The sequence below is a fragment of the Bacteroides sp. 51 genome, from assembly GCF_010500965.1.
GTDB lineage: Bacteria > Bacteroidota > Bacteroidia > Bacteroidales > Bacteroidaceae > Bacteroides.
Genome location: NZ_QVMI01000002.1, coordinates 346,579 through 360,035, shown reverse-complemented (window position 1 = coordinate 360,035; position 13,457 = coordinate 346,579). Strand labels below are relative to the sequence as shown.

At 42.4% G+C, this 13,457-nt stretch carries 7 protein-coding genes; 2 read left to right on the top strand and 5 right to left on the bottom strand.

Annotated elements, in window-relative coordinates:
* Nucleotides 1-82: 82 nt before the first annotated feature.
* Complete coding sequence (locus D0T87_RS03395) at nucleotides 83-1,090, top strand: aspartate-semialdehyde dehydrogenase (RefSeq protein ID WP_163172799.1); 1,008 nt, start codon at nucleotides 83-85, stop codon at nucleotides 1,088-1,090.
* A 307-nt stretch (nucleotides 1,091-1,397) separates the two neighbouring features.
* Here the strand turns inward: D0T87_RS03395 and D0T87_RS03390 are convergent, their stop codons facing one another.
* The 5 genes from D0T87_RS03390 to D0T87_RS03370 form a co-directional block, all read right to left on the bottom strand.
* Nucleotides 1,398-3,257, bottom strand: coding sequence for a RagB/SusD family nutrient uptake outer membrane protein (locus tag D0T87_RS03390; protein ID WP_163172797.1), 1,860 nt, complete (start codon nucleotides 3,255-3,257; stop codon nucleotides 1,398-1,400).
* Nucleotides 3,258-3,270: 13 nt separating this feature from the next.
* Nucleotides 3,271-6,717: a TonB-dependent receptor gene (locus tag D0T87_RS03385; protein WP_163172795.1), complete on the bottom strand. Its 3,447-nt coding sequence runs from the start codon at nucleotides 6,715-6,717 to the stop codon at nucleotides 3,271-3,273.
* Nucleotides 6,718-7,276: 559 nt separating this feature from the next.
* The gene (locus tag D0T87_RS03380; RefSeq protein WP_163172793.1) at nucleotides 7,277-9,106 is read right to left on the bottom strand and encodes a serine hydrolase; all 1,830 of its coding nucleotides are present in this window, start codon (nucleotides 9,104-9,106) and stop codon (nucleotides 7,277-7,279) included.
* A 58-nt stretch (nucleotides 9,107-9,164) separates the two neighbouring features.
* Complete coding sequence (locus tag D0T87_RS03375; RefSeq protein WP_163172792.1) at nucleotides 9,165-10,655, bottom strand: sodium:solute symporter; 1,491 nt, start codon at nucleotides 10,653-10,655, stop codon at nucleotides 9,165-9,167.
* A gap of 441 nt (nucleotides 10,656-11,096) precedes the next feature.
* Nucleotides 11,097-11,945 (bottom strand): hypothetical protein, encoded by an 849-nt coding sequence (locus tag D0T87_RS03370; RefSeq protein WP_163172791.1) that lies wholly within the window; start codon nucleotides 11,943-11,945, stop codon nucleotides 11,097-11,099.
* Nucleotides 11,946-12,270: 325 nt separating this feature from the next.
* On the opposite strand from D0T87_RS03370, the gene D0T87_RS03365 reads away from it, so the two are divergent.
* Nucleotides 12,271-13,437, top strand: a complete 1,167-nt coding sequence (locus D0T87_RS03365) for an exo-beta-N-acetylmuramidase NamZ domain-containing protein (RefSeq protein ID WP_163172790.1) — start codon at nucleotides 12,271-12,273, stop codon at nucleotides 13,435-13,437.
* Nucleotides 13,438-13,457 lie beyond the last annotated feature (20 nt).

Genomic DNA, 13,457 nt, shown 5'->3' with positions numbered 1-13,457 from the left:
AGCCAAATCTTTACTTCTTATCATTTTTTATAATAGTAAGCAGTAAATAGAGAGGTTTATTCACATTTAAAACAAATTGAAAATGAAAGTAGCTATTGTTGGCGCAAGCGGAGCGGTAGGACAAGAGTTCCTACGTGTGCTCGATGAGAGAAATTTCCCATTGGATGAGTTAGTGCTGTTCGGTTCTAAACGTAGCGCCGGTATGAAGTATACTTTCCGTGGTAAACAGATCGAAGTCAAACTTCTCCAGCATAACGATGATTTTAAGGATATTGATATTGCTTTCACATCGGCTGGCGCAGGAACCTCTAAGGAATTCGAACAAACCATTACTAAATATGGTGCTGTAATGATCGATAACTCAAGTGCTTTCCGTATGGACAATGATGTGCCGTTGGTAGTACCTGAAGTGAATGCTGTCGATGCAAAAGATCGTCCACGTAACGTTATTGCTAACCCTAACTGTACAACGATACAGATGGTAGTGGCATTGAAAGCGATCGAAAACCTGTCGCACATCAAAACCGTGCATGTATCTACTTACCAGGCTGCCAGTGGAGCCGGTGCTGCTGCAATGGACGAGTTGTACGAACAATATCGTCAGGTATTGGCGGGCGAGGAAGTAACTGTAGAGAAGTTTGCTTATCAGTTGGCTTTCAACCTGATTCCACAAGTAGACGTATTCACCGAAAACGGATACACCAAAGAGGAAATGAAGATGTTCAACGAAACACAAAAGATTATGCATTCTGACATTAAGGTTAGTGCTACTTGTGTTCGTGTTCCGGCTCTTCGTTCACACTCTGAAAGCATCTGGGTAGAAACAGAACGTCCTATCTCCGTAGAAGAAGCACGCAATGCTTTTGCTAATGCAGAGGGAGTTATATTGATGGATAACCCGGCAGAAAAAGAATATCCGATGCCATTGTTCCTTGCAGGAAAAGATCCGGTTTACGTAGGCCGTATCCGCAAAGACCTGACCAATGAAAACGGATTGACTTTCTGGGCAGTAAGCGACCAGATTAAGAAAGGGGCTGCGCTGAATGCTGTGCAGATTGCTGAGTATCTGGTGAAGGAAAAGGCACTATAAAAAAGTCAACGAGATAGGAGTAAGATTCCTACGAGATAAGAGTAAAAGGTCAACAAGATAGCAGTGCTATCTTGTTGACCTTATCTTTTAACCACAATTCTTTCATAGTGGAAATATTAAACTCAAACAATATAAAAAAGGAAAAAGAGGCTGCCCAAAAGGTTAATGATTTACCGTAGGGGCGGTTTGCGAACCGCCCAAGTCATAGGAAATCGTTTTCTGTGCGCCATAGGGCGGTTCACGAACCGCCCCTACAGTGAATGGAAAAACCTTTTAGGACAATCTCTTTATTATTTAGGGCAACAAATTATTCCCAGCCAGTTGTCTGACTCAACGTCACACCTTTCTCTGCATATTGATTAATTTGTGCTCTACCAACAGGAGACATATAAGATCTATCTGTAAATGAGTCACGAGCGGAAGCTTTTTGTGGTACATAATATCCTACCATTTCGGTAGCATTACTACCATCATAAGTAACTATGGTACCATCTTCTTTCATCACTTGTCTTGCTGTATATTTACCATCATTACCAGCTTTAAGAAGATCCGGAGCCTCTTTCTGCATATCAATCCACAAGCCGAGCATATTATCCGGTAGTTTATTTCCAACCTTGGCATTACTCATATAGTTAAGTTTCTTCCAACGTTTGATATCTAACAAACGAGTATGCTCAAATACAAATTCCATACGGCGTTCGCGACGGATTTCCCAAAGAAGAGCACTTACATCCGGATCACGATCAGGAGCAAAAGCATCATCAATATCAGTAAGCGTCATTTTCTTCGTCTTCTGAACTCCCTTCTCAACAGCAGGTAAATCAAGCTCTCTATCGCGAATAGCATTGATAGAGATATCAATATCCTTCTGAGTAACAGCAGCACCTGAGAAATTCTCAGCGAGTTCTTGTTTGATTTCAATCCAGTTTAATAATACTTCAGAATAGCGCAATACAGGATAATCGTTTGTATTAGTCATACTACCATAAATAGAAGGCATGGTCGAGTTCCAGTATGTTGGACCTACACGGTCGATAAATTTACATGCATATAACAGAGTTGCCGACTGTACCTTGGGCTCATGCCAGAATGTAGCTTCGAAGCGTGGGTCACGTGTTTTAAGTACAGTGCCAAGATCCAAGTCCTTCGCACCTGTTACACCTGAACTCTCATATGGTTTTCCATCATTACATAAGAACGATTTTGCCAAAGCCAGATTAGGACCTTGTGGCTGAGATTCGGCACCATTTGAGTAAGATGCGATATGGTGGGTTACCGACAAAGCAGCATCATAATGTCTATACATTATAACCTCTTTATGCCCCTTAAGATCCTGAGAACCGAATAATGTTCTGAAATCACCGGAAACAGCCCATTTACCTGAGTTAATGATATATTCCGAAGCTTTAAAGGCTTGTTTGAGATATTTTTCAGCTCTGGTCTTATCACCGGTATGGTAAAGTTGCCATGATCCTTCGAAAAGCATAAGACGTGAAATAAATCCGGCTGCAATATATCTGTTCAAGTATTGTGCACCATCGTCTTCACGAAGATATGTCATCACATACTCGAAATCATCATATACTTTATCCATCACTTCACCTCTCGGAGTACGGGTTTTAAACATTTCTTTCTCATCCTTTTCATCGAAAACCTTATCATAATAAGGAACATCACCAAACACACTAACCAAACGGCTATACTCAAAGCCTCTGAAGAAGCGGGCAGCAGCAGTCCAGTGCTCGTAAACTGCCGTCGTAATATTAGGTTTAGCTACGTTCTCAATACGATCAAGGAAGATATTAGACTTACGAACCCAGGCAAAATTCCAACTAGGTCCGGAGTATTGTGTAAGCATCTCAGGAGTTTCGGATGTTCCTCCTCTGGTAGAAGGAATACTATTCTCAAAAGATGTTTGTTTACCTGCTACAGCTACATCATCGCTGAACATATACCCGCGAAGCGGAGCATAAGCTGTTCCCCAGCTACTATTGTAGCCAACAAAGTAATTCACATAGAAACCATTTGCATATAGCCTCAGGTCATTTTCATTTCTCCAATAATTATCATCCTGCGGATTATTCAGCTGCGGACGATCAAGGATATCCTCACAAGCCGTAAAAACAAGTGCGACGGCTGAAAGCAATATGAATATATACTTTTTCATTGTTTTTTGTATTTTAGAAGTTTAGCTGAATACCAAACGAAACACTCTTGAAAGTAGGAGCGCCTACACCCGTACGGTCTCCATTATAACCGTCAGTATAACCGGCATCCTTTCTAAGCATAGAATAACCTGCTACTTCTTCCGGGTCGATAGGAAGATCGTTCAAATGATCAAACGTAAAGAAGTTCTCCAATGCCACATAAACGCGTGCTTTTTGCAAGTATGCCTTTTTCACCAGGTTTTGCGGTAAAGAATATCCTAAAGTTATATTCTTGATTCTCAGGTATGACATATCAAGCATATAACGGGATTGAGTGTTCATATTATAAGCTGTTGAGCGGAAAGCTGTTGCAGCTGGGCTACCCAAATTCCATGGACGAGGATAGAATGCATCTGTACGATCTTCTTTCCAGTAGTTACCTGCAATTTCCTGAGGCATTGCACCATCGGCAGAGTTAAAACCAGGAATAGCCAGGAATCCATTTCCCCAAACCTCACGTTTACCAATACCCTGGAAGAAGATAGAGAAATCAAATCCTTTATAATCGGCACCTAAACGTAAACCATATTCATATCTTGGTGATGAGTTACCAATTACTTCAAGGTCGCCATGATCATCGGTTGTGCGAGCACCATCCGTAATACCTGGTTTGCCATCCAGATCTTTATACTTCACGTCACCGGGGCCAAATACAAAGTCACCACCTTGTAGATAATCCTGATAAGCTGCATTCGGATCTTTCAGTTTATTCATTTTCTTAGCACCGGCAGTTTCAACATCAAATACTTCGCCGTTCTTCACCCATACATTTACATGTTTTCCATTAGCGTCGAACACGAAATCATCTTTCTGATAGAGTCTGTCTGTTCTGAATCCCCAGATTTCACCGACTTTCTTGCCAACATACCAACTATCTACACTCTTAGTATCGCCGTAAGCGGTAATTTCTGTTATCGCATCGGACAGTGTACCCATTACATTAATAGCAAGACCATTCTTGAAGCGGTGATTGAAATCGACTGCAATTTCCCAACCTTTTGTTCTTAATGAACCAAAGTTTCCTTTAGGAGCTGTAGCACCGAATCCTAACGATACATTCGCTGCAGGAACAATCATATTCTCGGTATCACGTTGGTACCAGTCGAAAGTGAAGCCTAGCTTATTATCCAGGAAGCGTGCGTCAAGACCTATATCCAGGGTTTTAACATCTTGCCAGGTAATATCAGCAGTCACAGCCGAAGGTGTACCTACATAAGCCAATTTACTACCATCACCACCAATCCAGGCGCTCTGTCCGGAAGTCATTGTAGAAACATACAGTTTATTGCTTACTGTCTGGTCGCCAATTTTACCCCAAGATCCTCTGAACTTCAAAGAATTCAGAGCAGGTTTAGCCCAATTCATAAATGCTTCTTCACTTGCACGCCATCCTACCGAGAATGATGGGAACCAACGCCAACGCAAATCTGATGGGAATTTTGAAGTTCCATCATAACGTAAGTTACCTTCAAACAAATATCTGTCAAACAACGAGTAGTTGATACGTCCGTAGTAACCTAACTGTCCATCCCATGCAGAACCACCACCGGAGGTTTGAGTTCCTGCAGTAAGGTCGAATTGTGGGTTAGATATATCAATTAGTTTTGTAGCTTGCGACCAATTGTATTTTTCTTCCCATTCATTGCGGTTCATACCCAACATAAATTTGAATGCATGTATTTCTTTCAGATTTAAGTTGTAAGTGGTATATGCATTGAATGTATTACGTTTTGCATTAGACGATCTGCGATAAATATGGTCAGGGTTTGCACCACTGGTACCTGTATATTCCCAATTTCTCAAAGAGAAAGTTCCATCACCATTATCTACAGCAGCACTCCATGTATCTAAAGCTGTATATCGTGTACCTGGACGGTTGTCGATTCTTTCCTCATTAGCATGAGTATAATCAACATCCACAGTCCAACCCTTCATTATATTAATGGTAGCACCCAGATTTATATTAAGATAATTGTTCTCAATATTTGCCGTGTTTGCCTGCCGGGCTTCCGAAACCGGGCTACGCAACTCATTTCCTTTATCATCGAATCCCATTGGCATAGTGGGTCCCCAACGATAAAGATATAACCACTCGTCAGCAGTAGTAGAGCTTGTGGTATATGCATATCTTTTATTTCTCTTAGAATAAATAGCCCCGGCTCTAGCTGTTATATATTTATTTAATTCAGTGCTTAATCTTACAGAAGCGTTATAACGTTTAAAGTCATCATGTTTGGCAGGTTTCTTTAAACCATTCTGGTCCAGATAGCCCAAACCAACATTATAGGAAGTTTTTCCGCTTTTACCATTAACAGAAACATTATGGGTCATTGAAGGGGTCCATTCCTCAATCATATGATCGTATGGATCGAATGTGCGAAGAGAATATTTATATTTATCTTTCACATACCAGTCACGTCCATAAACGAAAGGCTCGTTTGCTCCCATCTTACCGTATTTCTCTTGATATGCAATAGCTTGTTCATAACTATCACGATCTACCATCCAGAATGCACCGGCTCTTACACCACCAATACGCTCCATGGCATCAACAGTATATCCCATAGCATCAACACCACCCATTTTTATCTTTTTGGAGATATTTTGCCAAGAGAAGTTTCCGGAATAGCTCACGTTTACACTTTCTTGTCTTGCACCTTTCTTGGTTGTGATCAGAATAACACCAAATGCAGCTTTCGCACCATAAATTGATGAAGCAGCAGCATCCTTAAGTACAGAAATTGCTTCAATATCATCCGGATTAACCATCTGGATACTCGGTATTTCAACATTATCCAAAAGGATCAATGGCTCAGAACCACCATCAATAGAACCGAGTTGACCACGGATCTTGATTGTTGGGTCGGAACCAACCTCACCACTAGGAATAACAATAGAAAGCCCCGGAGTAGTTCCCTGTAAACCACGACCAACGTCGGCAATAGGACGACCGCTTAACGTTTTATCAACATCAACAGTAGCAACTGCACCAGTCAGGTTTTCTTTCTTTTGCGATCCATATCCTACAACTACTACTTCTTGCAGTAGTTCACTATCTTCTTTCATTGTCACCTGCATTGTTCTTGCAGATTTCACTTCTTGTGTTTGATAACCCACATAAGAAATAACAAGTGTTGCTCCTTGCTTTACATTGAGTGAGAATCTCCCATTAATATCAGTTATAGTACCATTGGTTGTTCCTTTCTCAAGGACGCTGGCACCAATGATCAGTTCACCATTTGCATCAATCACAACACCTGTTATAGCTTGTGATTGCATTTGTTCTTTCACATCATGCGAATTGTCAGATACAGTTTGGTTAGCTATTGCAGTATTGCTTCCTAAAAGGAAAGCTGCTATAGCCAACGCCGTGAGGTACTTATTATAAGCAAATCCTCGTTTTTTGCGATCTCCATTCATAAAAGATTGATGATTTAATTGTTTGTTAATTCCAGAATAATTTTAGTAGACAAGTTCTGTCTGAACTTAGTAGGGTTTAATGTTAGTCGCTGCGCATTACAGGATGGGGTCTTTCATTAGTCATAGGCGAAAATTATTTAAAGGTTTTAAATTATTATCTCTCATTTTAGTTAAGTCGATTATATAAAGACTTCTATAAATATAACCGTCCCTTGAATAGGGTTCTTATGCTGTTGTTTTAAGAGACAAATACGTGTTTTAACAAAGGCTAAGAAATCTTTCTTGATTTCTCTATTAGCAAAGATAGAGTTTATTTTAAAATCAGGAACATTTATTGATTACTTTTTAGATTTATATTCATTATTTCACAATTAAAGCAAGGCAACTGGTAGATTAATATAAGAGGAAAGCAATATATTCGTGCAGATAAAGGCCGGCCACTTTATCTAATTACCCTGACCTCATAAGTACAGACAGAACCTTGCTGACATATACTGCTTCAATTATAATGCAGAGAATATCAAGCAAGAATTCTGTTGTAGCAAGACACTACAAAGGGCTATATATAAGGCTTCAAGGCTTTTACCCAGATTTTGTACCCTTCTTCGTTCAGGTGCAATCCATCTCCGGTTAATTCTTCGCGCAGGATATTTGTTTCGGGTTTCGTAAACAACGGATATAGATTTATAAAGGGTATTTTCCGTTCTTTGGCCACCGTTTCAAGTCGTTTATTGATTTCGGGGATCATATTTGTTTTACCTGTCATGCGTTTATAGCGCCCGAATGATTCGTTTATGGGTAACAGGCTTTGCAAATAGAGTTTTGTTTTGGGTGACTCCTGCTGAATCCGGTCTACGACTTGCGTGATAGCATTTACAATGCTATCTACGGTTAGATCATGGGATATGTCGTTGGCTCCGATCAAGAAGAAAATCTTCTTTGGGCGACCAGGCAGAATCTGGTCAAGCCGATCGTAAACTCCCATGGCTACATCGCCTGCCACCCCGCGATTGCGGATATTCTTCTTACCAAGCAGCTCAGACCATTTGCCGCCTTCGGTAAGACTATTGCCGAGGAATACAATATCTTTTCCGCTGATGGGTGCTTCTGTTTTAAAGAGTTCCACACGGTTGTAGTAGTGTTGAAAGTAAATCCGCTCGGGAGGACAGTTTATGGATGCGGCAACGGCATTGGCTACAAGGGAACGAAGGCGCACAACATTGCCGGTACCAGACGGGTGTACGCTATTGATTAATAGAATAACAGCCGTGTCATTGTCGGGATCAAGAATGAAGGAGGTTCCTGTGAATCCGGTGTGCCCGTAGGTATTTGGGCCAAACAAGTCGCCACTATTGGATGCGTATGGAGAGTAAATGTCCCAACCGGGGGTGCGTCCGAACTCTTCCAGTCCGCGGGGTACGGTTCGCATTGTTTTCACACCCAGGGGGCTAAGTATGCGTTTGCCGTTGTATGTGCCGTTGTTTAGCAGTGTGGCCGCGAGAATTGCCAGGTCTTTGGCATCGGAGAATACACCGGCATTGCCGGATATGCCGCCATTCATCACGCGGGCTAAGGGGTCGTGTACAACTCCGCGGAGTACACTGCCGTCTTCTTGCTTTTCGGTTGGGGCAACGCGTTCGAGGGTTTCTCCGGTTGGTTGATAGCCGGTATGTGTCATTCCGAGTATATCGAAGATGTTTTCTTTGGCGAAAGCTGAAAGGTTTTTTCCGGAGATGGTTTCGATAATTCGCTGCAAGGTGATGTAGTTCAAGCAACTATATTGGAATTTGGTTTTAGGGCGGAAGTCTCTTTTGCAGGTAGAGATGTATTCAATCATTCCGTCGGGGTTGGGAGCGCCGTACTTTTCTTCGAGTTCTTTGACCGGGGCATAAGGGGGGAGGCCAGAGGTATGGGTAAGTAAATCGCCTACGCGGATGGCAACGGTGTAGTTATCTTCTTCGCTCTTCCAGTCTTCGAAGTTGGGGATAAAATCGACGACCGGGTCGGCCATGCGGAGTTGTCCGCGTTCAATCAGGATCATGGCGGAAATGGCGGTCGACATGGATTTGCTGACGGAGGCCATATCGAACACTGTATTTACATCCATCGGAATGGGCGACGGATAGGTTTGCTTGTTTCCGTAGGCTTTTAAGTAAGCCAGTTTGCCTTTGTGCACTACAGCCAGCACGGCACCGGGGATTTCTTTGTTTTCAATGGATTTCAGAATAGCCTCATCGGCATATGCCAGGCGGCGGGAATCCATGTTTAAGAGTTCGGGGGCTATAACAGCCTCACCCCAACCCTCTCCAAAGGAGAGGGAGAAAGGAAGAGAAAGCAAAAGGAAGAGAAAGTAATAGCGAAGCTTTGCTTCAATTTCCGTATTACACATATTTACACTTTTAATTATATTATACATGTTCAATGAAATGATCAGCAAGAAGAACTCCTTACTCCCTCTCCTTCGGAGAGGGCTGGGGTGAGGTTATAAGCAAACACAAGCCTATAAAAGTAAACAACGCATTCAATATCAGCAGTTCGTAACTAAACTTATAGCCTCCGAACCAGGCTTCCGAGTTCTTTTGCAAGATCAGGCAAAGGAAAGGAGAGGCAATGGCTACCAGCGGTACAAACTTATCGCGCACGGGTTTCTTCATAAAAATACCGAATGCAAACAAGCCGAGGATGGGGCCATAGGTATAACTGGCCAGTGTATAAACGGCATCAATCACACTGGTATTGTTCAACAGATTGAAAACTACAATCACCAGTCCCATTACAACGGCCATGCCTACATGCACACGTTTACGCAGTTTCACCACTTCGTCTTCTTTTTTGTTTTTGATGCCCAATACGTCTACGGTAAACGATGTGGTCAGGGCTGTCAACGCAGAACCGGCGGCTGAGTATGCCGATGAAATGAGTCCGATGATAAACAGAATGCCTACAATCATGGGGAAGTAACTGCTTGTGGCAATCAGCGGGAACACTTCGTCGCTACTCATCCTGCCCTGCGCCACATCTTGCGGGGTAAACAGGTTGTTTTGCGCACCATATATATAAAGCAATACGCCCAGCATGAGGAACAAGGAAATAATAAAGAATTGCGAGATGCCGCTGGTTATCATGTTTTTCTGCGAATCTTTAAAGTTCTTGCAGCTCAGGTTGCGCTGCATCATGTCCTGATCCAGCCCCGTCATGGCGATCATGGTGAACATACCGGCAAAGAACTGTTTAAAGAAAAAGCGTTTATCGTTTACGTCGTCGAAAAAGAACATTTTCGACAGGTCGCTATCTTTTATAGTTGCCACCATTCCTCCGAAACTCAGGTTGAGGTCCGAAGCGATGAAATAGATACAGAGCACGACAGATACAATCAGGCAGAAGGTTTTCAGCGAATCCGTCCATATCAGCGATTTCACCCCACCCTGGAAGGTGTACAACCACACCAGCGCAACCGTTGCAACCACGTTGAGGATAAATGGCAGGTTCAGCGGATCGAATACAAGAAGCTGTAAGGTCAGGCAAACCAGGAATAAACGCACGGCGGCTCCCAACATCTTGGAAATGAAGAAGAACCAGGCTCCGGTTTTATAAGACGACATGCCAAACCGGTTCTCCAGGTATTCATAAATAGAAACCAGATTCATGCGGTAGAACAGCGGAACCAGTACAAAGGCAATCAGGAATTGTCCGGCAACAAACCCAAGTACCATTTGCAGATAAGAAAAGCCACTTACGGCCACCATACCGGGAACGGAAACATAGGTTACTCCCGAAATGCTGGAGCCAATCATGGCAAATGCAACAACGTACCACGACGATTTGCGGTTGCCAACAAAGAAACCTTCATTATCTGCTTTCCTGCCCGCAAGGTAGGATATTAAGAATAGAATGACGAAATAGGCTGCAATGGTAATCAGTACTGAAATTGGAGTCATATTGTTTTTCTTAAGTTATTAAATATAAAGGTATAATTTATACGGCAAATCTGAAAGATAAGCCAAAGATAAGTGATGTAAAGACGAACTCCTAACGCAAGGATAGGATTTCTTTCAAGATTGCGCCGGAAATTTAGAAATATTTAGATTTGAATTCATTTATTTAGATTCTACAAGAAAGCCTTAGTCAGGAATATATAAATGTATATATAATATGAATACTGGCCTTTGCTTGTTTACACGCAACGAATACACTCTTTTCACGCAAGCCGTTCCGCTCGTGAAGAATAGCGCTGTTTTTCCGGAAGAATAGCGCTGTTCTTTGCGAAAAACAGCGCTATTCTTCCAACAAAGTTGCCCTCGCGTCAAAACGCAATAGCCCTCCACTCTAAACTGTATAAGCCCAGAGTGTAAAGAGAGTAAAGAAGAATTATGTTTTAATTAAGGCTCGTCTATAATCAGCGCATGGAATTCAATCAGCCCCGACATGGGAGTTTCTTCGATCACATCCAGTTCCACGCCAAACTCCTTGCCCACTTCGCGCAATTGTTCCGAGAAATTATGAGCCACAGAACCCACAAAGCGTATAGGGTAATTGCCATAATCATACTGCGTAACATTACGGGTGAAGAAGCTTCGCAGATTATTCATCAAAAGATTATATACATAATCCGTATCCAGAAAATCGGCAAGGAAGTACGAAGTCGTTGTCAGGAAACGGTTGGGGAAAGGGTGGTTATACACCGAGTCCATCACCTCATTATGCGTAATCCTGAACTTTTCATAGTACGCATTAATCAGCTCCTTTGGTGCAAGGTTCTTCAATACATCCGACAAGAAGATCTTTCCCAACGCTGCCCCACTGCCCTCATCGCCAAGGATATAACCGCCGGCCCGCACATTCTTCGAGATAATCTTTCCGTCATAAAAGCACGAGTTAGAACCCGTTCCAAGAATACAAGCAATTCCGGCTTCGCATTGAAACAGACCGCGGGCAGCGGCCAGCAAGTCGCTTTCTACCTGTATCGGTGTTTTGAATTGAGCTACCAGAGAGGCGCCCATAATATTTTTTTTCTCAAAAGAACTACATCCTGCACCATAGAAATATACCTGCTCCAGTTTCTTTCTAAAGAAAGACTCCGGTAAACCTAGCCTCACGCTTCTGCTAATCTCCCTTCTCGTCTGAAAAAAGGGATTCAGGCCTTCTGTAAAAACGCGCTGTACAAGACGGTTATCTTCGACCAATGCCCATTCCGTCCGCGTAGAGCCACTTTCCGCAATAAGTTTCATTCGCAGTTAAATTCTATTTCAACACAAATATAGAGCATTTTTCAATAAGTTCCTTAAGAAGAGTTGAAAATTGAAAGTTGAAAGTTAAAAGTGAGTCCATGAGGAATCGTCACTTTCAACTTTCAACTTTCAACTTTCAACTCTTCTAGTGCAAATTAATGATTATATTTCTAAATATATCTAAATTATTGTTTTTGATATTAAAATAAAAACTATCTTTGCTTATAGTTACCCGGGAATCTAAAGCAAAAACATGCCTTTAGCAGGCAACAACCCTCTGTTTGCCGGTTTTTGTACCAAATACGTTCACCTAATATGAAGTGATATGAAAAAAGCACTATTCTTAACTATCGTTCTATGCTGCTCATTCTGTCTGTATGCACAACAAAAGAACGTAATTGTTGGAGCAGAACAAACCACAGCGTACTTCCCGATTTTAAAGAATAAGCGGATTGCCATTTTTTCTAATCACACAGGCATGGTTGGCAACAAACATCTGCTGGACGTTCTTCTGGAAAATAAATTCAATGTAGTAGCCATCTTTTCTCCCGAGCATGGTTTCCGTGGAAATGCCGATGCAGGCGAACACGTATCCAGTTCGGTAGACCCCAAAACAGGCGTTCCTATTCTTTCCTTATATGACGGAAAATCGGGCAAACCCAGCGACGAGTCCATGCGCAAGTTCGACTTGCTCATTGTCGACATACAAGATGTGGGTCTGCGTTTCTATACCTATTATGCATCAATGGTGCGACTCATGGATGCCTGTGCCAAATACAACCGGAAAATGTTAATCCTCGACCGTCCGAACCCAAACGGGCACTACGTAGACGGACCATTGCTGGATATGAAATATAAATCAGGAGTAGGCTGGCTCCCCATCCCCACCGTTCACGGTATGACACTTGGCGAACTCGCCCTGATGGTAAACGGCGAAAGATGGTTGCCCGCTTCGCGCACGTGCGATGTCACGGTGATTACATGCAAAAACTATACACACCAAACCCTTTACCGCCTGCCGATTCCCCCATCGCCCAACCTGCCGAACATGACGTCCATCTATCTGTATCCGTCAATCTGCTATTTCGAGGCAACGCCTGTCAGTTTGGGTCGCGGAACAGACAAGCCTTTTCAAATCTATGGACACCCCAATATGAAAGGATATGAATATAGCTTTACCCCTAAAAGCGTATCCGGAGCAAAGAACCCACCGCAACTGAACAGGCTTTGTCATGGAGTCGACCTCAGCGGTTTATCAGACGAAGAGATTTGGAAGAAGGGCATCGACCTGAGTTACGTCATTGACGCTTATCGGAATTTAAACCTGGATGATCATTTTTTCCGTCCATTCTTTGAATTACTTACCGGAACTGACTATGTTCGCAAAATGATTAAAGAAGGCAAAACCGCCGACGAGATCAAAGCCATGTGGAAGGACGACGTCGAGAAATTTAAAGTACAACGTAAACCGTACTTATTATATGAAGAATAAAGAAACATATAGCTTAACAC

Bases quoted from the DNA above. Each gene is read 5' to 3' on its own strand.
- D0T87_RS03375 (WP_163172792.1), bottom strand. From the start codon at position 10,655: ATGACTCCAATTTCAGTACTGATTACCATTGCAGCCTATTTCGTCATT.
- D0T87_RS03365 (WP_163172790.1), top strand. From the start codon at position 12,271: ATGAAAAAAGCACTATTCTTAACTATCGTTCTATGCTGCTCATTCTGT.
- D0T87_RS03380 (WP_163172793.1), bottom strand. From the start codon at position 9,106: ATGTGTAATACGGAAATTGAAGCAAAGCTTCGCTATTACTTTCTCTTC.
- D0T87_RS03390 (WP_163172797.1), bottom strand. From the start codon at position 3,257: ATGAAAAAGTATATATTCATATTGCTTTCAGCCGTCGCACTTGTTTTT.
- D0T87_RS03385 (WP_163172795.1), bottom strand. From the start codon at position 6,717: ATGAATGGAGATCGCAAAAAACGAGGATTTGCTTATAATAAGTACCTC.
- D0T87_RS03395 (WP_163172799.1), top strand. From the start codon at position 83: ATGAAAGTAGCTATTGTTGGCGCAAGCGGAGCGGTAGGACAAGAGTTC.
- D0T87_RS03370 (WP_163172791.1), bottom strand. From the start codon at position 11,945: ATGAAACTTATTGCGGAAAGTGGCTCTACGCGGACGGAATGGGCATTG.